This is a genomic window from Microbulbifer sp. ABF4_107 (genome assembly GCF_056312215.1).
Map to the genome: position 1 here is coordinate 87,974 of NZ_CM149983.1, position 23,003 is coordinate 110,976.

17 protein-coding genes are annotated in these 23,003 nt (G+C 58.1%); 5 read left to right on the forward strand and 12 right to left on the reverse strand.

Annotated features, from left to right (window positions below):
- The first annotated feature begins 8 nt into the window (after positions 1-8).
- Positions 9-1,430 carry a DUF1552 domain-containing protein gene (locus ACYX4K_RS00265; protein ID WP_475090810.1) on the forward strand — a complete coding sequence of 474 codons (1,422 nt, stop codon included), beginning with the start codon at positions 9-11 and terminating at the stop codon, positions 1,428-1,430.
- Positions 1,431-1,496: 66 nt separating this feature from the next.
- On the opposite strand, the gene ACYX4K_RS00270 is transcribed toward ACYX4K_RS00265, so the two are convergent.
- From ACYX4K_RS00270 to ACYX4K_RS00285, 4 genes are all read right to left on the reverse strand, one after another.
- Complete coding sequence (locus tag ACYX4K_RS00270; protein ID WP_475090808.1) at positions 1,497-2,339, reverse strand: DUF3014 domain-containing protein; 843 nt, start codon at positions 2,337-2,339, stop codon at positions 1,497-1,499.
- A gap of 191 nt (positions 2,340-2,530) precedes the next feature.
- Complete coding sequence (locus ACYX4K_RS00275) at positions 2,531-4,429, reverse strand: alpha-amylase family glycosyl hydrolase (protein WP_475090807.1); 1,899 nt, start codon at positions 4,427-4,429, stop codon at positions 2,531-2,533.
- Between the two features lie 22 nt (positions 4,430-4,451).
- Positions 4,452-6,908 (reverse strand): glycoside hydrolase family 31 protein, encoded by a 2,457-nt coding sequence (locus ACYX4K_RS00280; RefSeq protein ID WP_475090805.1) that lies wholly within the window; start codon positions 6,906-6,908, stop codon positions 4,452-4,454.
- 105 nt (positions 6,909-7,013) lie between these two features.
- A complete protein-coding gene (locus ACYX4K_RS00285) occupies positions 7,014-8,903 on the reverse strand; it encodes a glycoside hydrolase family 13 protein (protein ID WP_475090803.1) in 1,890 nt (629 codons plus the stop codon).
- 327 nt (positions 8,904-9,230) lie between these two features.
- Here ACYX4K_RS00285 and ACYX4K_RS00290 point away from each other — a divergent pair, with 327 nt between their 5' ends.
- A complete protein-coding gene (locus tag ACYX4K_RS00290; protein ID WP_475090801.1) occupies positions 9,231-10,847 on the forward strand; it encodes an alpha-amylase family glycosyl hydrolase in 1,617 nt (538 codons plus the stop codon).
- Between the two features lie 173 nt (positions 10,848-11,020).
- Positions 11,021-13,858 carry an alpha-amylase family glycosyl hydrolase gene (locus ACYX4K_RS00295; protein WP_475093895.1) on the forward strand — a complete coding sequence of 946 codons (2,838 nt, stop codon included), beginning with the start codon at positions 11,021-11,023 and terminating at the stop codon, positions 13,856-13,858.
- A gap of 36 nt (positions 13,859-13,894) precedes the next feature.
- Here ACYX4K_RS00295 and pgaD read toward each other — a convergent pair whose 3' ends face one another.
- The 4 genes from pgaD to pgaA are packed head-to-tail and all read right to left on the reverse strand — an operon-like array spanning position 13,895 to position 19,468.
- Positions 13,895-14,374 (reverse strand): poly-beta-1,6-N-acetyl-D-glucosamine biosynthesis protein PgaD, encoded by a 480-nt coding sequence (pgaD, locus tag ACYX4K_RS00300; RefSeq protein WP_475090799.1) that lies wholly within the window; start codon positions 14,372-14,374, stop codon positions 13,895-13,897.
- Complete coding sequence (gene pgaC, locus ACYX4K_RS00305) at positions 14,371-15,627, reverse strand: poly-beta-1,6-N-acetyl-D-glucosamine synthase (RefSeq protein ID WP_475090798.1); 1,257 nt, start codon at positions 15,625-15,627, stop codon at positions 14,371-14,373. Before pgaC ends, pgaD begins: the two co-directional genes overlap by 4 nt.
- Positions 15,624-17,450 (reverse strand): poly-beta-1,6-N-acetyl-D-glucosamine N-deacetylase PgaB, encoded by a 1,827-nt coding sequence (gene pgaB, locus ACYX4K_RS00310; RefSeq protein ID WP_476178738.1) that lies wholly within the window; start codon positions 17,448-17,450, stop codon positions 15,624-15,626. Before pgaB ends, pgaC begins: the two co-directional genes overlap by 4 nt.
- Before the next feature lie 2 nt (positions 17,451-17,452).
- Complete coding sequence (gene pgaA, locus ACYX4K_RS00315) at positions 17,453-19,468, reverse strand: poly-beta-1,6 N-acetyl-D-glucosamine export porin PgaA (RefSeq protein ID WP_475090795.1); 2,016 nt, start codon at positions 19,466-19,468, stop codon at positions 17,453-17,455.
- Between the two features lie 214 nt (positions 19,469-19,682).
- Here pgaA and ACYX4K_RS00320 point away from each other — a divergent pair, with 214 nt between their 5' ends.
- Positions 19,683-20,552 (forward strand): alpha/beta hydrolase, encoded by an 870-nt coding sequence (locus ACYX4K_RS00320; RefSeq protein ID WP_475090794.1) that lies wholly within the window; start codon positions 19,683-19,685, stop codon positions 20,550-20,552.
- A gap of 33 nt (positions 20,553-20,585) precedes the next feature.
- Here ACYX4K_RS00320 and ACYX4K_RS00325 read toward each other — a convergent pair whose 3' ends face one another.
- From ACYX4K_RS00325 to ACYX4K_RS00335, 3 genes are read right to left on the reverse strand one after another with little or no spacing between them, the layout of a single operon-like run.
- Entirely contained in the window at positions 20,586-20,957 is a 372-nt protein-coding gene (locus tag ACYX4K_RS00325) for a VOC family protein (protein ID WP_475090793.1), read from the reverse strand.
- Between the two features lie 33 nt (positions 20,958-20,990).
- Complete coding sequence (locus ACYX4K_RS00330; RefSeq protein WP_475090792.1) at positions 20,991-21,413, reverse strand: GNAT family N-acetyltransferase; 423 nt, start codon at positions 21,411-21,413, stop codon at positions 20,991-20,993.
- Positions 21,414-21,441: 28 nt separating this feature from the next.
- A complete protein-coding gene (locus tag ACYX4K_RS00335) occupies positions 21,442-21,732 on the reverse strand; it encodes a hypothetical protein (RefSeq protein WP_475090791.1) in 291 nt (96 codons plus the stop codon).
- Positions 21,733-21,838: 106 nt separating this feature from the next.
- Between ACYX4K_RS00335 and ACYX4K_RS00340 the strand changes: the two genes are divergently transcribed.
- Positions 21,839-22,543: a spermine/spermidine synthase domain-containing protein gene (locus tag ACYX4K_RS00340; RefSeq protein ID WP_475090789.1), complete on the forward strand. Its 705-nt coding sequence runs from the start codon at positions 21,839-21,841 to the stop codon at positions 22,541-22,543.
- A gap of 38 nt (positions 22,544-22,581) precedes the next feature.
- On the opposite strand, the gene ACYX4K_RS00345 is transcribed toward ACYX4K_RS00340, so the two are convergent.
- Complete coding sequence (locus ACYX4K_RS00345) at positions 22,582-22,980, reverse strand: hypothetical protein (protein WP_475090788.1); 399 nt, start codon at positions 22,978-22,980, stop codon at positions 22,582-22,584.
- Between the last annotated feature and the right edge of the window lie 23 nt (positions 22,981-23,003).

Genomic DNA, 23,003 nt, shown 5'->3' on the forward strand with positions numbered 1-23,003 from the left:
TAACAATAATGAAACTCTTCAAACAATTTGGTTTTACCTCGGTCAATGAATCCAGCCGCCAGTCGCGCAGAAAATTCCTGCGCAACCTGGCGCAGGCGGGCATGCTGTTACCGCTGGCGGGCAGCATGCTCGGCCAGCGTGTACTTGCGCAGGGTGGCAGTGCGCAGCGGGTGCTGTTTCTGTACTACCCCAATGGTGTAGTTCCATACAACTGGGTGCCGCAGCAGGGGCCGGGCAGCATCAGTGGCAGCCAGGAGCTGAGTTTCGGGTTGGGGCCCTTGTCGTCCTGGCACAATCGGTTGATCGTGTTGCAGAACCTCACACTGGATATTGGTGAAGGTGCCGGTGCCCACTACAACGATATGCGCGGAATTCTTACCGGCAATAATCAGATCGGCTATGGCAGTGCCAGTATCGACCATTTGATTGCCGAGCAGTTGGGTAGCGAAGGCGTGCTGAGCCTCGGCGTGCGCACCGGCAATCGCTCCGACATCATGATTTCCAAACCGCGCAATGTAGAGTCCGGCGCACGCCCGATTCCGAATAATGATCCGGCGGATGCCGCGCAAAAACTTTCGGTAGGGATTTCCGATGGCGGTGGTGGCGGTAACGATCCCGACAAGCAGGCCTATTACGACGCTATCCTGGAGGACTTCGACAGCCTCGCTGATGTCACTCTGGAGAATGCACAGCGGGATAAACTCACACTGCATGAAAACGCGCTGAAGCGACTGCGGGACCTGGCCGGCAACCAGGTGGGCGAATGCAGTTTTAATACCAACGTAATGAGCGACCCCTATTACGCATCCTCCAGCCCGCTGTCCCCTACCGAGTGGCAGATGTTCCCGCATCTGGCCCGCGCCCAAGTGGACAATATCGTCGGCGCTTTTTCCTGTGGCCTGAACCGCGTCGCCACCCTCCAGCTCTCCAAGGGCGATGAGAACGGCAACCTGGTCAATTATTCCTACGATGAGTGCTGGCAGATGGCCCAGGACGCCATCAGTCAGGGTGTTCAGCACAGCAACGGCAGCGGCCCTGTCGGCTCCATGACCCGCTGGTATAACGAATTTGCCAGCCACAGTGCCTCTCACCGCCCCGGCGATGTACCCCACACCGCCCAGGTGCGCTGGTACCACTCACTCCTCGCCTACACCCTGCAGCAACTGGAAAACAAAGGCCTGTTGGATGACACCCTTGTGGTGATGTTCAGCGAAGTCGGCGACGGCTCCAAACACGGCGGCGCAGCCGGTGCAGTCACCCTAGCCGGAGGCGCCGGCGGCGCCCTGCAGATGGGCCGGATCATCAACTGCGGCGATGGCGTCAACAACGGTCAGCGAATCTACGGAACCCACCAATTGTTCGGGGATGTAGCGCGCTATTTGGGGGTGAATTCCTTACCGGAAAGTCACTGGTCTGGCGGGGTTGTTTAGAGGCTTGGGCTTATCGGTAGAATAAAACAAAGCCCCGACGTCGGGGCTTTGTTGTTGAGGAAGGGCTTATTGCTCTGAAGGCATACTCTGCAGCGCGCTTTTCAGCTCCCGCAGTTTTTCTTTCACTCTTGCGGCATTGTCGGGGCCGATGCGGATCATCAGTTTGTGCAGGCCGGGCATTTTTTCCAGTTTCTCGTCTTCAAACTTGTAGTAAACCGTGGGGCGGACCAGTTTGATCGGACCTTCGATTTCGGGAGCGGCGAGGGCCTGGTCGATGGCGGCGAGAAGGGCGGCGTGGAAGTTTTTGTTCTTCAGGCCCAGCTCACCGTAGGCCTGTTTCAGGCGCGGGTACCAGAACTGGTAGAGATCGACAGCGGTGTCGGTGTCCACCATGGCAAACAGGCGCACCGGCTGGTCGTAGCGCTGGTAGTTCTCTTGGGACAGCACATACACCTTCTGCCCGTCGTCTTTGATTTCCAGTTCCTTGACCGCGAGCTTGCCGTCCACGTTATTGAACGGGCGGTTCTTGTGCATCAGGTCGCCCTTGGTGGCAGTGTTCACCGCCGCGACCCATTTGCGCACCACTTCATCGGGCACTATCCATTTGGCCAGGGCGCCGTCGGAAGAGAGGCTTATGATGTCCTTGCGGGCTTCATCATCGCTGTCGTTCAGGGCGGGCAGCTGGCGTGGAGGGTCTTCCGGCTCGGCGGGTTCCGGCGTTGGGGGAATGACCGGCTCGTCTTCGGGCTCGTCGAGGTCGACCTTGGGCTGGGTTTCGGGGGCGACCTCGGGCACCGGCTCGGGAACGTCCTGCGTGATGTCGTCGCGCACCGCAAACCAGTAGATACCAAAGGCAACCGCCGCTGTCACCAGCAGGGCGATCAGCCACTCTTTGATCGTGCCACCCATCTCGACATCCTCCCATTGATTCCCGTGTGCCCGATTGTAAAACCAAGGCTGGCGCTTCAAAACTCAGTGTAAACCACTGACTGTGAAGTCTAGGACAGTATCAGGTCGGGAAGGTTTCGCCTATAGATAGTGGATAAGAGGAGGGGGGAGGCAGGGGCGCGAGCGCACCCCTGTGAGAGGAGGCGGAAAACTCAGCGAGTGACTTTAAAGATCTGGCCAGACAACCGCGGGGCATTCACGGACACGCTTGCGGAAAGGTCATCGGCGACAACCATCTCTACGGTGCCTTCGGTCAGCTGGTTGGTAAGGGTGTACGTACCGGCTTCCAATTGCCAAGCGGTCGCCAGCTCCTTCGGCAGCTTTACGGTGGTAGCGCTGTCGTCGCTACTGAAGTTGGCGATCACCAGCAGACGATCCTCCCCCGCCCAGCGGGCGAAGGCGTAGTGCTTGTCGCTGTAGTTGTCACCCTGTTCCCGGTTATAGCGGTGCAGGTCGAGGTATTCTCCGGTGAGCGCCGGACTCTGGCGGGAGAAGGTCAGCAGCTTACCGTAGAAATCCCGCAGGGATTGTTCGGATTCGCTGAGTTTTTCGCTGTTGAACGCGCCTTGGTTATTCCAGCGGCGAATGCTGGGCACAGACCAGTAGTCGAAGATAGTGGTGCGGCTGGCCTTGCCAAAGCCCGCATCGCCAGCACCGGGTTCACCCAGTTCCTGGCCGAAGTAGAGCAAAGTCGGCGCGCCGCTGATGGTAGAGGAAACCACCATGGCGGGGATGCCCGCCCTGGGGTTGCCGGCAAATTCCGGGCTGGCGATACGCTGCTCGTCGTGGTTTTCCATAAAGCGCAGCATATGGTCCTCGATACCGCTGAGGCTTTCCTGGATGTCTACCAGCGGATCGGTGCCGGCCTTGCCTTCCATCACCGCGCGGATGGCATCGTAGGTGCCGACCTTGTCGTACAGGTAGTCCATTTTGCCGAGGTGGATATAGTCGCGGTACAGGTCCGGCTGGTAGATCTCCGCCAGCAGCAGGGCGTCATCCTTCTGCATTTTGATGGAGGAGTTCAGGTAGCTCCAGAACTCCACCGGCACCATGCCGGACATATCGTAACGGAAGCCATCCACACCAAAGGCGAGCCAGTAGTCGGTGATTTCACGGAATTTTTTCCAGCTACTGGGCACGTCTTTATCTGCCCAGAAGGCTGCGTGTGCGCGGTAATCTTTCTGTGCGAAATCTGCAGGCAGTTCGGCGAAGTCGTGGCTGCCATCCGGGCGCACGCCGAAATTGATTTTTACCGTCTCGTACCAGTCGCCCTGTGCCGGCTGCGGCGCGCGGCTGCCATTGCCGGTCCACTTGGCCGGAACCTCGGCAAATTCACCGTCGATCAGTTCGTGGGCTTCGCCGTTCAAAGGCTGGTAACCATCGTCTGCCAGCGGTACCCGGAAGGGCTCGCCGGGTACGTAGTAGAAGTTATTGTCGCGGGCGTAGGCCACGCTGGTGTCGTCATCCACACCGAAATCGCGTACACCCTCGGGCTTGTCCAGGGACTGGTAGTTGCGCGCAACGTGATTGGGGACGATATCGATCAGAACCTTAAGACCGGCATCGTGTGAACGTTCGATCAGCGCCTTGAATTCTTCCAGTCGCTTGGCCGGATCGTCGGCAAGGTCCGGATTTACGCTGTAATAGTCTTTTACCGCATAGGGCGAACCGGCGCGGCCCTTGATCACATCCGGATCGTCATTGGCAATGCCGAAAGCGGTGTAATCGCGCACAACCGCATGGTGCAGGGAGCCGGTGTACCAGATGTAATCGGCACCGAGCGCGCGGATTTCTTTCAATGCCTTGGGGGTGAAATCACTGAACTTGCCTACGCCGTTTTCTTCAATGGTGCCCCAGGGCTTGTTGGTGGCATTGGTGTTGCCAAACAGGCGCGGCAGAACCTGGTAGATCACCGGCTTGCCGTTGCTTGCGCTGGCAGAAACATCTTCCTGCGGTGCGTTTACCGCAGTGCTATCGGTTTGCTGATTACAGGCGGTAAGGGTGCCGGTAGCAATGGCGCTTGCCAGAAGTAGCTGGATAAATTTATTCATAATCTTTCTGTTCACGTATGGATTACAGGTTTACCGAAAGGGCCTGATTTTTCTCGGACCAGTTGAATTTCACGTGTAGGGTTTTCGCTCCCTTGTCGTACCAGGCGGTGTTCTCGACTAGTGCACTTTCCTTGTCGACCAGTGTGATCGCCTGTCCACCCTGCTGCACGGATGCAGGTTGCGCTACATTGTGCAGTACCAGCTCGACGTTGCGTGCCTGGGGTGCACCGGTATAACCATTGCCTTCGCGATCAAACTGGAACTGAATCTCCGCGTCGTCGCGCTCGCTCGCAAACAGCAGTTTCTCGTACTCTCCTTTACTGAACGCATCGGCGGTAACGCCGTCGTCCTCGTAGACACTGCCGGAGGACCGGGTTACGGAATCGTGGGCGTAGTAGTCCAGGCGCAACTCCGCGCTGGAATATTCACGGGTGTTCTGCATGTCTTTTACGGTGGGGATAAACGCACCGGCGCGCACCAGGACAGGGATGGTTTCCAGGTCTACAGCGATGCGCGCGAGGTCCCCCGCGTACTGGTTGTCATTCCAGTAATCGAACCAGACTCCGCCGGGCAGTTGCACCTCTACCTCATCACTGGCTTCCATGACCGGCGCAACCAGGAAATCGTTGCCCCACAGGTAGGCACTTTTGTTGTCCATCAATGCGAGGTCGCTTTCATTTTCAAAAAACAGCGGTCGCATCAGCGGCATGCCGGTCTGGCTATTTTCAAACGCCAGGGTGTAGTTGTAGGGCAGCAGGCGGTAGCGAAGCTTGATGAACTCGCGGGTGATGTCGCGGGTTTTGCGGTCGTGGAATACCGGCTCTGGGGCAATATGGCCCTGGGCATGGGGGCGGTAGACGGGCTGGAAGGCGCCGTACTGCAACCAGCGGATATAGGGCTCGCGCTCAAAGCTGTCGCCGTCGGCAAAACCACCAAGATCCGAGTGGGTGTAGCCAAAGCCGAGCAGGCCCATCTGCAGTGACAGCTCGACCTGTGGCTGCAGACCGCCCCAACCGCGCGATACATCACCGGTCCAGGGAATCATGCCGAAGCGCTGGGAGCCGGGGAAGCCGGCGCGCATCATGATAAATGGGCGCTCATCCGGGCTGTCTGCCTTTTCGTTTTCAAACAGCATTTGCGCCCAGCGGTGGCCGTAGGCGTTATGGATTTCGTCGGCCATGCCAATGGCGTGTACCGTGTCGGACGGGTGCACTTCCGGTTCGCCCAGGTCGCCCCACCAGCCGGAGACGCCCTGACTTTTCAGGTCTTTGTAAATGTTCCAGAACCAGTCGCGGCCGTCTTCGGAAAAGACATCAATCAGGCCGGTGTTGCCGAAGTAAAAATCAAACTGCTTGGGATTGCCGGCGAAGTTTTTCGCCAGCGCCTTGCTGGCCACGGCCTGATCCCAGCGCTTGGATGTGGAAAGTACAAACGGTTCGGTCACCAGAATGGTTTCGATTCCCTGGTCTTTCAGTTCCGCCATCATTTCCACGGGTGCGGGGAAGGCATTGGTGTCCCAATCCAGGTTACCCATATGGCCCTTGATATCCGGGCCGAACCAGTAGAGGTCGAGTACCAATGCATCGAGGGGGAAGTCCTCTTCGCGGAAGGCTTTGACGGTCTCGCGCACCTGGTCATCGGTGCGGTAACCAAAGCGGGAGGCGAAGTTGCCCAGCGCCCACCGCGGTGGCATCGGCTGGCGGCCGGTGACGTCGACATAGTTTTCGATCAGCTGCGGGTATGTTTCCCCCGCAACCACGATGTAGGCGCTGCGACCGGCCACTGCCTCGAACTGCATGACGTTTTCTTCGCTGGCACCCAGGTCCATGGCGCCGGTGGCGCTGTTGTCGAACAGCAGCACATATTTGTTGCTGCTCATCACCGCCGGCAGGCTGAAATACATCTGGTTGGATTCGGTGGAGTAACCGTAGTGGGCCTTGTTGTACAGCGGCATGCGGTGACCGCGGCGATCCATGCCCAGCACCCGCTGGCCACCGCCGATCAGCTTTTCATCTTCCGCAAGATTGAAGCGGAAGCCACGCAGTGTTGGGTGTGCGAAAAAGCCGTGCTCCTCGCTCAGCAGCGGTTTGCCGTCGCGCAGGTATTCGATGTGGAAGGGTGACTTGTGAATCACCGCGGTCAGACCGCCGAGGGAATAGCGCAGTGCCTCCTGGGACACACTCAGCTGCGCCTGCACATCGCGCAGTAATTGATCCGCACGGGCAAACGAGGGGAGTTGCTTCATACCCTCGCGCTGGTAGTGGACTTCCAGTGCGCCGGAATTGAGCGGCGTCAGGGTGACCTGGCTGTCGCTGGTTTCGATGATCAGCTTGTTATCGAGAAGCTGGTGGCTTTGATATTGACGCTCAGAGCTCGCAAGCGCCGGTTGCATGGCGGTCGCTAACAAAGTGGGCAGCAGGGTAGCCAGCCCGAGTTTTTTCAGCAGCCTTGTGGGCTTGTTGGTAATTACTTCTTTCATCGTCTTCGCTTTTTGTATCTGTAATTTTAATTTGGGTATACGGTGCTCGCTCCGCACCTCCGTCATGCCGGATCAAGTCCGGTATGACGAAGTGAGATGGTTTCGCTAGTGGACCTCAACAACCGCTACATCACCTGCAGGGATCACCATCTCGCCCAGCAGAGTGGACTTGCCGGAAGTAACATCGGTTGCTTTGGATTTGGTTCCCAGCAATTCCGAGAGATGCGCCAGCGGCAGCTCGCGGGTTTTATCGCTCTTGTTGATGGCCACCATGACTGTGTCGTTATCGTCATAGCGGAAGTACACATAGAGACCATCGATGGGGGCAAAGTGTTTGAGCTTGCCGCTGTGGATAACGTCTTTGTCTTTGCGCCAGTTGAACAGCGTGCGCACGAATTGCTGCGCGTCTTTCTGTTCCACACTCAGGTTATTGCCGGTAAACGCATTGACCTTGTCGCCGGCCCAGCCGCCGGGAAAATCACTGCGCACGATACCGTCGTCCCGCTGCTTGGGGCTTTTCGCCAGAATCTCGTCGCCGTAGTAGAACTGCGGAATACCGCGCATGGTGGCGATGTAGGCAATCGCCATACGGAACTTGCCCAGGTCTTCATCCAGCTGACTGTAAATCCGGCTCATATCGTGGTTGCCGGCGAGGATCACCAGATTGTTCGGGTCGGGGTAGAGCACGTCATTGGCCAGTGACTCGTACAGGGAAATCAGGCCGGTGCTCCAGGTCTCCGGCTTTTCCAGCCCCTCGCGCAGGCCGTAGAGCAGCGGGAAGTCCATCATGCTGGGCACGTGGGATACGTAGCCATTGCGGTTGTTATTGCCCGCCTGCCAGTAGGCCACCAGTGCCGCCTGACGGGTCCACTCCTCGCCGACGATATTGAAGTTGGGATATTCCCGCATCAGGCGCTCGGACCAGCGGGTAAGAAAATCCGCATCGGAGTAGGCATAGGTGTCCACGCGAATACCGGAAAGATCCGCGTACTCCACCCACCAGATCGCGTTCTGGATCAGGTAGTTGGCCATGCGCGGATTGCGCTGGTTGGGATCGGGCATGGAATCCACAAACCAGCCGTCGGTAAACAGCTGGTGGTCCTTGTGACTGGCGTAGGGGTCCATGTGCACGGTGCGCGCGTGATTGGTGTATTCGAACTCGCCTTTCTCGACCCCCTCGCCATTCAGCCAGTCATCCCCCGGAAGATCGTTCAGCCACCAGTGCCCGTCGCCGATATGGTTCGGCACCATATCCTGGATCACCCCGATCCCTTTCTGTTTTGCCGCGGCGACAAACGCGCGGAAGCTTTCATTGCTGCCGTAGCGCGGGTCGATGCGGTACAGATCCGTGGCGGAGTAGCCGTGGTAGGAATAGGCCGGCTGATTGTTTTCCACCAGCGGATTGGGCCAGATCTGGGTGAAACCCATATCGGCGATGTAGTCGAGGTGCGCCTGCATACCGGCGATATCACCGCCGTGGCGGCCGCCGGGGGCACTGCGGTCCGGCCCTTCCTTCATATCCGCGGCGCGGTCATTGGCGGTGTCGCCATTGGCGAAGCGGTCCGGGGTAATCAGGTAGATGGTGTCACTGCTGTCGAACCCCTGGCGCTCCGCGGAGCCGGCGCGGCGCTGCTTGAGGGTGTACTCCACTGTGACCTGGATGTCGCCGCTGCGCAGTGCGATGGGCAGGGTGCCGGGCCTGGCGTCGTCGCTGATGGCCAGATTGATAAACAGATAATTGGGGTTCTGCTCCCGCTCGGTACCGCTCAGGGTAACGCCGGGGTAGTCGATGGTGACTGCTGCGTCTGCAATATCGTCCCCATGCAGCATCAGCTGCAGATTGGGCTCCGCCATCTGCGTCCACCAGAAGGGCGGCTCCACACGCTCGACGGCGGGCTGGTCAGCGGCGCTACAGCCCATGGTCAGCGCCATCAACGCCGAGAACAGTGGGGCTGCCAGTCGTGCTCTGGGGCGGCGGGGTGTATCCATCATCATCGCGGTCACCTGTTATTGAATCGGGCGGTCCATTCGGGCGGACTATTCGCACTTTTTTTCACCATTGTGCCCGCACTTCACCCCCCTGTTATCCCCCTCCCGGCGGGGGGAGGAGGGCGCCTCATTCTTGCCTCTGGCCCGCCCTCATTTCCCTCTCGCCCCCACGCGGGGAGGAGGCGGTGACCGGCCAGTTCGCCAGTATGTTCAACAGCCCGCGAGCAAGAAGCTATACCTGCGCTTCCCGGCGGGCCCTTCCAGCAGCATCTCGCTGGCTGATGACAACAAATAAAGGAAGGCTCGCCAGTAATGGCGTCCACAGACCGAACTATGGAATTGCAATTTCACGCTGACCCCTCCCTGCTACCGCGCGCTGTATCGGGCGGTGTGCGCTTTGTCTACGACGCCGCCCCTGGAGTGTCCACTGTTGCACTGGCTGGTACGTTCAATAGCTGGGTGGGCGACGCTTGTATGTTGGAGCGCATGTCAGCTTCGCGCTGGGAGGTCACGCTTCCGGTGCCGGCCGGGCGGCATCTCTACAAATTTGTAATCGACGGCGAAGACTGGATTGTCGACCCCGCCAACCCATGGATATCAGAAGACGGCCAGAACAATTCCTGTTTAACCGTGAATGAGGCGGGCGAGGTGTTGATGCGCCAGCACAGTCTAAGCGAGTCGGCACCGGGCCCTCTGTACGCACGCTCTTCCATCGCCAGTCCCGACTGGCTCCGGGATGGTGTTATTTATCAATTGTCCGTCCCCGCTTTTGGTGGTGACTTTGACGGTGTGCGTACCAAACTCGGTTATTTGAGTGAGCTGGGCGTTGATGTGTTGTGGATCATGCCGGTTCATCCCGTTGGCATCGAGGGGCGGTGTGGCGCGCTGGGTGATCCATATGCGGTGCGGGACTTCGACGCGATTGATGCCGCATTAGGGGATGACGTCGCGTTGCGCACGCTGGTGCATACTGCGCATGAGCGCGGTATGCGAGTGATCCTCGACTGGACACTTAATCGCAGTAGTGTCGATCACCCTTTCACGCGTACGCATCCGCACTGGTACACACGGCGCGCGGACGGCAGCATTTATTATGCGGTCCCCAACCGCGAATACTTTGCCGGTTTTGATTTTTCTGACCGCAGTCTGCGGCGTTACCTGATCGACAGCATGCGCAAGTGGATCGAACTCTTTGATTTCGATGGTTTGCGTTTTGACGATTCCGACATCACACCCCGCGATTTCCTCGATCAGATCCGGGCTGAGCTGTCCGCTGTGCGCCCGGATATAGCGCTTATTTCCCAGGCCTACGACGAGTTCCACCACCTGGCCTCCTGTGATCTGACTTATGAGGGCGGCACCCGTGAAATGCTGCGTCGCTGCGCGCACGGGGAGGCCGATCACACGGCATTTGCGCGCTACTGGAACGAGTCGACCTACAGTTTCCCGCGCGGTGCATTGCGTATGCGCTGGTTAGAGGAAAAGGAGCAGGGACGAATCTCCGACTTTTTGGGGCACTCTGCTCACCGCCCGGCAGCGGTCGTGCAGCTGACTATGAACGGGGTTCCACACATCTTGATGGGGCAGGAGTTCGCTGAGCCGACCTGGACGGACTGGACCGTTTTGTTTGATCCCTACCAGCTCAAGTGGAGCGCCTTCGACAGTGATCTTTACACGCACTATCAAACTCTCATTCGCCTGCGTCGTAGCCACTCGGCACTGCGCTCAGGTCGCACCGATTTTCCGCAAGATATTCCCGCCGGCTGCATCGGTTTTGTTCGCGGTAATGACAGCGAGAGAATTGTTGTTCTGGTGAACATGTCTGCGAAAGTATGCGAAATCGACTCTCGGTTCACACAGGCCAAACCACTGTATGCCCACGGCTTGGACGGCGCTGGCAGGACGCTCTCACCCTATGGCTGGGTGATTGGAACGATTGATCAAGAATAGTGGGCAGTGAAGGGATTGTGTGCTCTGGCTTGGCGCGCATTTTCACCACGCCCCACTCGGGGAGGAGGTATCGCCGCGCCAGTTCGGCAGTATGTACAGGAGCCCGTACCAGCGCGAATCTGCAGTAGAAAGTTCGTTGGGCAGACGTTTAAGAAAAATAATCAACCGAGATGATGAACATGAACAAGAGCTACCTGGCCCTGGCGGCGCTGCTGCTGGGTGCGAGTTCTATGGCGCAGGCGGAATGGTTCCTGCGCGGTACCCACAACAACTGGCAAGCGGAGCAGATGACTGATGTCGGCAGCAACACCATGGTCGCCGAAGACGTGGTGTTCAGCGCGGCGGGCCAGTTCAAGATCGACCGCTGGGGTGACTGGAGTGAGAACTACGGTGCCAATCAGCAGCAGAACGGCCCGGATATCACCGTGGCCGCCGGTACCTGGGATATCGAGTTTTACACCGACACCAAGGACTACAGCATTCAGCCCGCCGGCGCGCCCGATGCGGATAACGATGGCGTGCCCGACAGCCAGGATCAGTGCGCGAATACCCCAGCCGGAGCGCAGGTTGATGCCAATGGCTGTGAGGTTGTGGTCACCCAGCAGCTGCATATCCGCGGCACCCACAACGGCTGGGTTGCCGGAGACCTGCTGAGCGATATCGGTGGTGGCCTCTACAGTGCCTGTCGCAACTTCGCCGGCGGCGATGGTGGCGGTGGCCCGCGCTTTAAAATCGACCCGAACGGCGGCTGGGGTGGCGACGAGTTTCCCGCAGCGGACGTTACCGCCAGCGGCTGGACGGAAGTGGTGGTGAATGGCAACAGCCTGACCGTCGCCAGCGTGACCACCGATATGGCCGCCAACTGCGGCAGCGGTGGAACCGACTCGGACGGCGACGGCGTGCTCGACAGTGCCGATCAGTGCCCCAACACCCCGGCAGGAGCCCAGGTGGATACCAACGGCTGTGAAGTAGTCATCGACACCGATGGCGACGGCGTGCCGGACGCCACCGACCAGTGCCCCAATACCCCTGCAGGTGCGAGCGTAGATGCAAACGGCTGTGAGATCTCGGCGGATCTCGCCCTGCACCTGCGCGGCACTCACAACGGCTGGGTAGCGGGCGACCTGTTGACCCGCGTTGCCGGTACCGACAACTACGAGGCCTGTCGGAACTTTACCGCCGGCGACGGCAACGGCGGCCCGCGCTTCAAGATCGACCCCGATGGCGGCTGGGGCGGTGATCAATTCCCCGCGGAAGATGTATCGGCCAGTGGCTGGACCAGAGTCGTCGTCGATGGAGACAGCAACGCGCTGGCGAGCGTGACCACCAACCTCGGCGAAAACTGCGGCGCTGCACCGCAAGACAGCGATGGCGACGGTGTACCCGATGGCGCGGACCTTTGCCCGAACACCCCCGCCGGCACCACCGTGGACGCCGATGGCTGTGAAGTAGTGCAACCAGAACTGAGCGACTTCCGCAACCGCAGCATGTACTTCGTGTTTGTGGACCGCTTTGCCAATGGCGACACCAGCAACGACAACGGCAACAACGCAGCCGCTACCTCCAGCACAAAATCCGCGGGCGGCCTGTCCGAGTGGAAAAAATACTGGGGCGGCGATATTCAGGGTCTGATCGACAAGCTCGACTATCTGGAAGCGCTCGGCGTTACCGCCATCTGGGTCACTCCGCTGAACGACAACATCGACAACTCTGGCAGTGACGGCGCCTACCACGGCTACTGGGGTCGCGACTTCTATGAAGTGGATGAGCACCTGGGGGACTGGGCTCTCGTAGACCAGCTGGATGCGGAAATGGAAGCCCGCGGCATGAAGCTGGTGCTGGATATCGCCCTCAACCACTCCAACCAGGACGACCAGTATGAGTTCGGCGCGCTCTACAAAGAGGGCACCTTCATCACCGACGTGAACCAGGATAACGGCACCTGGTATCACCACAACGGCGCCATCTCCGATTGTGGCGACAGCGATCCTTCCACCACTTGCGGCAGCGAGTGGGACGATCCCTGGTCCTTCACCAACAAGACCCTGTTCAACCTCACCGACTTTAACCACGGGATTAACAGCAACAGCGCGGCGGATCAGTACCTGATTGATGCGGCGATCAAATGGATGAGTCACGGTGTGGATGCTTTCCGTATTGACGCCATCAAGCATATCGAGCCGAACTTTATCAACCGGTTCAGCCAGGCCGTGCGCGCGGTGGATCCGGATGTGTATATCTTCGGTGAGTGGTATGGCGCCGGTGCCGGTGAAAGCCTGTCGATGACCTTCCTCAATGAAAACCGCGGCTCCGAGCTGTTGGACTTCCAGCTGCGCAACAACATCGAAGCGGCCATTGCCGGCGATATCACCATGACCCAGCTGAACACCCATATCGAGTCCCGCGCGGGTGCGATGGGCAACCGCGAAAGCTGGCAGCCCATCTTCCTCGACAACCACGACGCGACCCGCACCAGTGTGTTCCTGCAAACCACAGGGCCTGTGGACAACGGCCGTACCGGCAAAGGTTTCAGCAAGGCGCTTGCCGATGCGCGCCAGAACCTGGGCATGGCGCTGGTGATGACCCTGCCGGGTATCCCCACCATCTACTACGGCAGCGAGCAGAACAGCACCTGGTTCACCGCCAATGGTGACGGTCAGGTGGGGCACGACCCGTACAACCGCGAGGGTATGCCTTCCTTCAGCGAAACCACCCAGGCGTTCCAGTTGATCGGTGCACTGGCCAACCTGCGCTCGGTAAGCCCGGCATTGGCGTCCGGCAGCTACAACGAGCGCTGGGTCAATCAGGACGTGCTGGTGTTTGAGCGGGTTCAGGGTAATGACGCGGTAATGGTGGCCGTCAACCGCGGCGGCAGCACTTCCATCAACGTGAGTAGTTTGGCGCTAGCGGATGGACAGTACAGCAGTCTGGTGGGCAGTGATTCGGTGAGTGTGAGCGGTGGCTCCGCGATTCTGAATCTGGATGCCAACGAAGTCATCGTGTTGCACTAAACCGCATTGTCCCGTGCCTGCTCACAGGGCACTGGGCTAGCGGTCTTTTCCTGAAGCCCCGGGCAGCCGCTCGGGGCTTTCTATTTTGGTGATGGTGCCCCGGTCGATATGCACCAGAGAAATGCGTTGTGTCTGCAGCTTTGCCACCTCTGCGGGGTCCACGGAAAACCTGCGCGCCTGGGATTCCGGGGGGAGCGGTGAGGGTGGGTTTCTGGCATCGACAACCGACTTCAGGTATTCGCGGCGGCTGATCGCAAGAACGGAAAGTGATAGAGAAAACAATACGATCAGTTTGAAGAATGGCAGCAGTTCCTGGAAAAAAAGTTTCGCGTGAACCGGCGGGAGAGCGTCGCGCAGGCCAAGCGCCACTTCGGTAGCGTGCCAGGCGATAGTCAGCACTGGTTGCAGCAACCAGATCATCAGTGCCCACGCCAGAAAGGTGAGAGCACCATCGCGCAAACGGCACCACCTGGGAACCTTTGCCCGGTCAATAATCGGCGGCCAGACTGGATTCATCGGAATCCCCTGTCGGGGCTCGTCCAGGTACCGGTTTGATGTCGCAAGTAGAGAATGCTGCGAGGTAAACCGACGATTGCGGTCAGCGCCTGTACAACCCAGAAAATCAGTGGGTACCAGATAATCCAGTAAAGGCTGCGGAATATATCCGGTTCAACTCTCCGGTCGAGCAATGCGGCGATCAGCGCCTGCAAGAGGTAGGTCAGTGCAAGGGTCATCCCCCACTTGTCAGGCAGGAACCCCAAGCTGTTAAAACCCAGTCCAAACGAAATTCCCAGCTGATGCAGTAGCCCGACACCCATAAACAGAAGTATGGTGTAAGACCAGAGTATCGAGAGCACATAGTTGATCCAGATAGGCCACATACGCAGCCCTTTGCGCGAGAAAAGCTGAGGGAAATATCGGAGGATGACTGTGGTTCCCCCTTCGCTCCAGCGCACCCGCTGTCGCCACAGACCGCGAAATGTTTCCGGGGTCAGTATCCACGCGAGTGCCTTGGGTACAAATTCGACATTCCAGCCCGCCATCTGAACGCGCCAGGTCATATCCACATCGTCCGTCAGGGCGTGTGTATTCCACCAGCCGGCTTCCTGCAGGGCGCGTTTGCGAAACGCGCAGACCGCGCCCGACACCGTAAAGAAACTGCCGTAAATATTCTGTGCCCGGCGGATAAGGCCCACCATGCCGGAGAACTCCCCCACCTGCAGTAGCCCCACAATACTGCTGCGGTTGCGAATGCGCGGATTGCCCGCGATACCGCCGATCCTAGGACTGACCTGAAACTGCCGCACGATCCAGTGCAGGGCATTGCGATCCAGTAATGCATCGCCGTCGATACACACCAGGATTTGATATCGCGCAGCCAGAGCACCGGTATTTAGCGCGCAGGACTTGCCCTGATTGCTGCTGAGGTGTATTACCGACAGGCGCGGATTGGTTTCGCACAGGGTGTCGAGGGTGGCAGCGGTTTCGTCTCTTGAGCCATCGTTTATCGCGATCACTTCGAAATTCGGATAGGTGATGCGGCTCAGGTTCTCAATGGTCTCCCTGACCTGGAGACCCTCGTTATAACAGGGCACCAGAATGGAAACCCCCGGGTAGGTGGTCAGCTCGGGAGGAGAATCAAATTGCGGTTGATGCCGTTCGCGCACGATGAAAAACAGCACCGCACCGGTTATCCAGTAGTAGGCCATGACAAACGGGTAACCGAAACAGAAAATGGCCAGGGCCTGTTCTACATAGGTCCAGTTCACGGTGTTTTCTCCCCGGATTGTTTGGCAGAGGCGGGGGGATCCGTAACGGTACCCTGCGCAGGGAATGTCCGCGCGGAGTTGGTGGGCGCCAGCGAAGTTACCGGGGGGCGATCGTTGATAAGGTCCTGTGGGTCCCAGCCAAAGGTTGTGCCGCCGAAACTCTGATACTGCAGAATCGCATCGCGGATTTCCGCCGCATTCGCCCTGTCGCCAGTGTAGCCCCACAACCCCGTACGGTGTGCAATGCGCTGATAGGGCGAAAGCCCATAGGGGGGAGCCGGGTCGCGCTCGTCTTCGCTCAACGGAATGGGGTTACTGGTTTGGCCGGGTACCAGTGTGATATCCGCAAGCGCCGCGCCGCGCATCAGCGGATAGTATTGCGGAGCGCGCCAGAACAGCTGCAGCCCGGGGCGCTCCTGCTCAATTATGGCGAAACAGCGCATCGCCAGTCGGTCGGCCAGCGGCCAGTGGCTGAAGTCTGTGCGCTGACGCCTGGCACGCATTTGCCAGGGAGTATTCTGTGGATCGGCGGGTTGCTGGGCGAGGCTGGCAACATCTTCCAGCAGCAGTCCGTCAAAAGGTACATAGCGTCCCAGATCGCGGCACAGTTGTTCCACCGCCCGGGTAGAACCGAGGGTGCGCAGCGCCTGCCGATGGGGAAAGCGGATAATCACCCGCGTACCTGCGCGAGCACGCATCTGTGCTGCCAGCCGCGATAGCAGATCCTGTTGCATAGGCAAGGTGCGGGTAGGAAACCAACTTGCGGTAATGTCGCCGTTGTTGTCTTCCACCAGGGTATCAACCAGAACACTGGTGGTACCCAGGGTCTGCAGATTCTCCAGTGCTGCACCCAGTCGCAGATTTGTCACCTCCGCACTGTCGCTGGCAAAGGCTGCAGGATCGACAGGCACGATACGCCGGGTATTAGTCCATGGGTCGATAAATTGCATCGCCGAAACCCACTCCCCGAGGGGCGGATTTTCCGTAGGCAGATAACGGGCGACCTGCATGGGAATGGATGACGACGGCAAGGTAAGTTGAGCAGGCTCCGGGTCCAGCGTCAGTGAAAAGTCAAAACCTGCCGATCGGGCGATCTCCAGAGTTGTCTGGTTATAGCGTCCGTAGGGCCATACCAGTGCTCGGGGCGCACGGCCCAATTGTTTTTGTATTCCGTCGCGGGCGCGCTGTAGGTCTGTGCGGATACGGGCCCGATATTCCGTCTCGTTTTCGTACCCGCGTGTCGGGTCATACCGGCGGGTGACCGCGGCGGGCAAGCCGTTCCCCTGCGGATTGCCAATCTCTTCCCGGTGCAGGTTAAACGTGTGCGAGGCAAACTCGATCAAGCCCGATGCCTGCATTTGCCGCGCCTCATCCCAGGTGATAAACGCGCTGCGCGGCAACTGCTGGCGCCCGTAAGTCACCGTCCCCCCCGCAGGCGTATCCATCCACTGCCCCACAACGGCCGCTACCACCGGGTAGCGATAAGTCAGGGCAAGTGGGTAAACGCGGGAAAAAGTACTGCGGCGGCCGTCGTCTACAGTCAGCAAAATGGCACTGTCCGGCAGTGGCGCTTCCCCGCGCTGCGCGCGGGCAATATCGTCGAGGCTGATGGGCGTCCAGTCGTTACCGGCAAGCCATTCGAAAAAAGCCACCAGCCGATCACTGGTGATCCCCGAGTCGTCCAACTGATCTTCCGTATCGGCAATATCGTGCAGCGCCACACTGTAGAACACGCCGGGCTCCGCGGGATCAGCGTGAACGGAACTGCAGAGCGGCATAAATGAAAAAACGATTCCGAGCAGCAAACCTGGCCAATAGTGCATGATCAGAACCTCTGGCTGTAATCGAGAAACAGCCCCCAGGAATATTCATTTTCGCCGTCATAACGCCGCATCGACCGCTCGATACCATAATGCAGCCAGGTGCGTGATGAGGGTTGCCAGTACTGGCTATAGCGCAGGGTGCCAATAGGGCCGGATGAGTAATTTTCCTGCCAGTAGCTACCCAGCTCGACAAAAAACTGTTGCACCAGATCCGCGTCGTACCAGCGCCACAGACGGTTTTGAATCGCAGTGGATAGTGACACTGAATAGTCTTCTTCCGGGTTGAAGTAGGGTGCCCCCAGCAGACTGTTGTTCGACGTATAAAAGGTAGGGCGTAAATAGATATCCAGGGAGTGGCCGTCATGCACCTTGGACATGCCGCTCACAAACCACTGCTGGCGGTTATTGCCATCGGTAAAATCCGCAATGGCAGCGTTTACCGAAATACTGCCCGCCTCGCTAAAGGTATAGGTGGTCCCCAAGCTCGCGGAGTCCGCGCGAATACCCGCCTCCTGAGCACGCAGTGGTGTCATTTCTGAATAGCGTTGTAGATCTGCCGAGAAACCCCAGTGGTCCGTAGGCTGCCACTCGGCAAGGAGGCTGGCGCCGCCACCATCCAGTTCGCCACTGTGGTTCCAGCCCGCCAGGGTAACGGTCAGGTCTGGCCAGCGCCCTTCAATACCTGCACCAATGGCATTACTTGTGAGTGAGCGCCCTTCGGGGGTCGAACTGGTGCGGATATCGGCGGCAAACAGGCGGTAGCGCTCAGCCAGCGGTGGGGTGTATATCTGGAGAGTACCATCAAGCCCGCCGCCCTCTGCATCGGGACCGCCGCCTTGGGTTTTTGACGGCCGTAATTCCAGGTGCAGTTCGGCCTTATGATAATTGGCCAGGTCCCGCTGCAACCGCCGCACCTGGCCATTGCCCGGTGCGATCTCGGCGAGCGCGGTGATCTCCTGTTCCGCGACACGCCAATGGCGTCTACGCAGCAGCGAGTCTGCGGTCGATATACGGATGTCGGTCGCCTCTGGAGACAGGCTGCGTGCGATCAGAAGCTCCTGATGCGCACGCCTTGGCCATTCCCGTGCCGCTGCCATTTCGCCCCGTTCTGCGCGCAGCCAGGCATTGGCCGGCGCGGCTTCTACAAGAGGCTGCAATCGCTGCCAGCTGGCTTTCGGCATGGCAACCAGACGACGCGCTTGTGCGGCGAGAGTCTGATTGCTCAGCCATTCGTCGTTTGGTGAGGGGCGGCTATCAATGCCCACCTTTCGCCAGGCGCTGCCCTCCGCCGCGAGCGCGTCCGCCGTTGCCAGTGCGGCATCCAATTGTTCCGCCTCAAGCTGAGCGTAAAAGAGTCCCACACGGGCATCGCGGTTGTATCCACCTTCGGCAATCACGGTCTGGTACAGGGGAATGGCGCGCAGCGGCAGCCGCACAGCCAGCAACGCATCGGCCTTTGCCTGCAGGACATAGAGCGGAAGTTCGTCGCCGTGCTGTTCGAGACGGGCGATTTCGTCTAGTGCCTGCTGCCACCAGCCCCGATCCCGCAGAGCGATAACCAGGTCCCGTCGCAGCCGGGTCACCAGCCCCTGGTCGACGGGTTGGCTGTTTTCGGCGCGCTGTAACTGCGAGCGCAACTCGACGATTGCGCGATCAGTCCCATCGAACTGATGCGCTGGTCCCCGAGTATTGATCTGCTCACCCCAGCGCACCAGCAGCGCCGCCTGGCGCGCATCGATACCGGGGTCGCTGGAGCCCCGAGCGCGCTCTGCAGCAAATGGCGCATTCAGCTCCATTACGATATCGGCCTGTGCGCGGCGAATATGCGGATTATCAGGCGCAATTAACCGCGCCTCACCAATCAGGCGAAGCGCGGTGTAATGATCGCCCTCTCGAAAAGCAGCACGACCCTCTTCGAGCAACGCCTCCGCCTTAGCTGGCAGTGGCGCTTCATTGTTCGCAAATGCACTAAGCGGCGCCATTGCCGCCAAATAGAGTGCGCCCAGAAAAGCTCGCATTCCTTCGCTCCGGACCAGGAGCCCCTCCGGCTCCAAATCCTGTTCTTCATTTTTTAGATCACAGCTTTAAAACTTAGCAGCTTCGGTGCGAGGTATTGAAAAGAATGAGAGCGTGGAATCGCGATGAGCGCTGGGAAAGTGGTATCGTGGCAGGATGGATTTGAGAGGAGCCAGATAGGTGAAGCGCATATGCTGGGCAGTTGCGGCAGTGGCCATGAGCGTGTTGCTGTCGGCTTGTGATGTTTTTAAGGATGAAGAGTCAAAAATGACAGGTGCAAAGCCAGCCCCCTTGGACTTTCTTCCGGCCTTATCCGGTGACTACTTCCGGTTCGACTCGGAACAGGTTGGTCGCCCATATCATATCTACATTCGCCTGCCAGAAGATTATGCAGCTTCTTCGCAGAAGCAGTATCCGATAATTTACCTTCTAGATGGTGATTCTCTATTCCCAATTCTGGCTGCCAACCACATGTTTCTGCACTACGACGACGATATTCCTGAAGCCATCGTAGTAGGGATTGCTTATGGCGGCTTCGACCCTGAAACCAATTGGCGAGATTTCGACTTCTCCACCTACGCTGCTGACTGGAAGCGCAGTGGTGGAGCGGAGGCTTTTCATAAATTTCTGGAACACGAGTTGTTGCCAGAGGTTGAGAGTCGCTACCGTGCGGACTCGGAAAGACGCGTACTATTCGGCCAAAGTCGTGGTGGGTTTATGGCGCTGTACTCTGCTTTCAATCATCCGGATCTGTTTTGGGGGCGCATTGCCAGTAACCCCAGTTTTCTGCCAGATGGAGAGCAGTTCTTTGTGGATCCGGTAGCAGCCACGCGGAATGACTTGCAGGTAATTGTGGCAAGTTCATCAAATGATCGGTATCGAACGAATCGCGCGCGTACCATAGAGTGGCATGAGTATTGGTCGGTGCGCGAGGACCCCCCTTGGAGTACCCATTTCGTGAACATCGAAGGAGGCACCCATGCGGCGAACAGTACTGACAGCTACCGGGCGGGATTGCGGCAGGTATTTAAAGCAGAAATTGAGGTGGCTCATATGGACTCTGCGAGCTCATCTGCCGCTCGCTAAAAGCGGCAGTTGGTAGAGGGCAGTTCTTTATTCCTATCGATGTTGGTCAATCAAAATAGGATTTCCATCCGGATCTTCAATTACAATACTGCCGGGGCCTGAATCACCTTTCGCGTCATCGCGGACGATCTGGACTCCGCGTTTGATCAGTTCCTCGCGCAGCTCGCGTACATCGGTAAACTCACCGGTATTCTGCGCTGACTGATCCCAGCCGGGATTGAAGGTGAGCATATTCTTGTCAAACATACCCTGGAATAACCCAATAATATGTTCGCCGTTTTTCAGGATCGTCCAACCCTGCCCGCAGTCGCCGCCCAGTGACTCGAAACCGAGGCTCTCGTAAAATTTTTTTGAAGCCTCAATATCTTTCACGGTCAAGCTGATCGAAAATGCACCCAGATTCATATCGCTCTCCTTATTTTGTAATTGGAAAAATGGCTACTCGATAATGCGACGGTCAGGTTCCAGAATCCAGCACCTTTCATTGTGCTCGAATCCAATGCTTTGGTAGTAAGTGTTTGCGGCGGGTGCCGCAATGAGAATCAGCTTACATTTTGGGCCGAGTTTCTGCTGGGTAAGTTTTTGTAGCGCTTTGCCGATCCCGCATTTTTGGTGGCTGCTCGCTACCGCAAGGTCGGAAAGATAACAGGCGTAGTGGAAATCGGTCACGCTGCGAGCGATCCCTACTAGTTCGTTGCCTGCCCAAGCGCTCACCGTCAGATTACTGTTTTTAAGCATTCCTTCCAGGCACGCAAGATCATCCGCCGGCCGGCGTTCCGCGAGGGTCGACTGCTCAAGTAGTTGCAGAAACTGGGTGACTGAAATCTCGGTGTTGATTCTGTATTCGATATCCCTATTCATATAGTCTACCGGGCCCTTGATATGTGGGTTATAGATCGATATCGAAATCCGGCCCGCCTTTGCCGGATACTGCACGTCCCAAGCCGCGCAAAAGCGATGCGATTAAACGAAATGGCAGTTCGACGATGACTTCGGCGACCTGTAACCAGACGGACTCTTGCTCTTTATCGTGCTTTGGCCAGATATAGTAGGCGGCGAGATAGCCCAGAATAGATCCCGCCAGCACAAACACGCTGAATCCACGCGCGAACAGGTCGAAAATGAGGTAAATGCTGGCACAGAAAAAGAAAACGGCCAGAAGTTGCCGAAATACATACATTGTTATTCTTCCTTGGTACGTTCAAGCCATCATAACGCCACCGGCGTCACGAACCAACGTGTGCTAGAGTGCGCGCCGCTACCTCCCTCCCACAGCGAGCTCAACTATGAAACCCTGGATTCAACTCGGTACTGCAGAAATTCCCAATGATGGCGGTACGCTGACCTTACGCCAGCGCGACCAGGAGTTCTCCATCTCCCTGTCCGGCCCTCGTGGTGAGCTGATGAACAGTCGCAGGTTCCACAGTGAGCAGCAGCTATCTGTGTTGGGCTGCGCGCACCTGAAGAATCGCAAGAATACCCGGGTGCTGGTTGGTGGCATGGGGATGGGCTACACCTTGGCATCTGCACTGGAAGCCGTGCATGCGTCGGCACAAGTGATCGTCGCCGACCTTATCCCCGAGGTAGTAGAGTGGAACCGTGGGCCGCTTGGGGATTGTGCCGGACGCCCCCTGGACGATCGCCGGGTCAAGGAACATATCGGCGATGTGGGTGAGCTGCTCGTAGGGCTGCGTGAAGAGTATGATGCGGTACTGCTGGATGTGGACAACGGCCCGGAAGGCCTGACCCATAGCGACAATAACTGGTTGTACTCTGTCGAGGGCACCAGCAGTATTTATAGAAGCCTCAAACCGGGCGGTGTACTGGCGGTGTGGTCCGCATCGCCAGACCGGGTATATACCAGCCGGCTGAAAAAAGCAGGCTTTCAGGTGGAAGTGAAAACAGTGCGCGAGCGACCGGGGAAGGGCGCTCGCCATGCGATATTTCTCGCCCAAAGACCGGGTACAGAAAACAAGACTCGAGGCCGCTAATCTGCACTCGGTAGTTTATGAGAGTGACCCGACCCGGTCTACTCGACGCGGCGCCAAACCTCATATTCAACGCGCTCGCCATCTTTCCAGCGCTCGTTATACCAGTATTCATCTTCAACTCTGGTGGTAAACACAAATTTTGCACCAGATTGCTCGCCAAAAGAATTGAAGTGGAGTGTTTCCGTATATTTCCCATCGGCGACCTCATAAGTCCCGGTACCCGATGCCCAGAACTCGCCGCCTTTCATCGACGTAAAGCTAAAATGACGATCGCTGATGATCTTCAGCGCCTTAAAATCGAGATCCTGGTAATCGAGTAGAGTCCCCTTGTTGTCTACATAATTACCGGAAACCAACTCCCAGGCACCGGTAAGGTTATCGGCGCTTGCGAAGGTACTAATCAGGGAAAGTGCGACAGCTAAAACGTTTTTTTTCATATTAATCCTTATTGAAAGTATTT

Excerpts from the sequence above, each read along its gene's own strand:
- ACYX4K_RS00265 (WP_475090810.1), top strand. The coding sequence starts at position 9 with ATGAAACTCTTCAAACAATTTGGTTTTACCTCGGTCAATGAATCCAGC.
- ACYX4K_RS00270 (WP_475090808.1), bottom strand. The coding sequence starts at position 2,339 with ATGGGTGGCACGATCAAAGAGTGGCTGATCGCCCTGCTGGTGACAGCG.
- ACYX4K_RS00275 (WP_475090807.1), bottom strand. The coding sequence starts at position 4,429 with ATGAATAAATTTATCCAGCTACTTCTGGCAAGCGCCATTGCTACCGGC.
- ACYX4K_RS00280 (WP_475090805.1), bottom strand. The coding sequence starts at position 6,908 with ATGAAAGAAGTAATTACCAACAAGCCCACAAGGCTGCTGAAAAAACTC.
- ACYX4K_RS00285 (WP_475090803.1), bottom strand. The coding sequence starts at position 8,903 with ATGATGATGGATACACCCCGCCGCCCCAGAGCACGACTGGCAGCCCCA.
- ACYX4K_RS00290 (WP_475090801.1), top strand. The coding sequence starts at position 9,231 with ATGGAATTGCAATTTCACGCTGACCCCTCCCTGCTACCGCGCGCTGTA.
- ACYX4K_RS00295 (WP_475093895.1), top strand. The coding sequence starts at position 11,021 with ATGAACATGAACAAGAGCTACCTGGCCCTGGCGGCGCTGCTGCTGGGT.
- pgaD (WP_475090799.1), bottom strand. The coding sequence starts at position 14,374 with ATGAATCCAGTCTGGCCGCCGATTATTGACCGGGCAAAGGTTCCCAGG.
- pgaB (WP_476178738.1), bottom strand. The coding sequence starts at position 17,450 with ATGCACTATTGGCCAGGTTTGCTGCTCGGAATCGTTTTTTCATTTATG.
- pgaA (WP_475090795.1), bottom strand. The coding sequence starts at position 19,468 with ATGCGAGCTTTTCTGGGCGCACTCTATTTGGCGGCAATGGCGCCGCTT.
- ACYX4K_RS00320 (WP_475090794.1), top strand. The coding sequence starts at position 19,683 with ATGAGCGTGTTGCTGTCGGCTTGTGATGTTTTTAAGGATGAAGAGTCA.
- ACYX4K_RS00325 (WP_475090793.1), bottom strand. The coding sequence starts at position 20,957 with ATGAATCTGGGTGCATTTTCGATCAGCTTGACCGTGAAAGATATTGAG.
- ACYX4K_RS00330 (WP_475090792.1), bottom strand. The coding sequence starts at position 21,413 with ATGAATAGGGATATCGAATACAGAATCAACACCGAGATTTCAGTCACC.
- ACYX4K_RS00335 (WP_475090791.1), bottom strand. The coding sequence starts at position 21,732 with ATGTATGTATTTCGGCAACTTCTGGCCGTTTTCTTTTTCTGTGCCAGC.
- ACYX4K_RS00340 (WP_475090789.1), top strand. The coding sequence starts at position 21,839 with ATGAAACCCTGGATTCAACTCGGTACTGCAGAAATTCCCAATGATGGC.
- ACYX4K_RS00345 (WP_475090788.1), bottom strand. The coding sequence starts at position 22,980 with ATGAAAAAAAACGTTTTAGCTGTCGCACTTTCCCTGATTAGTACCTTC.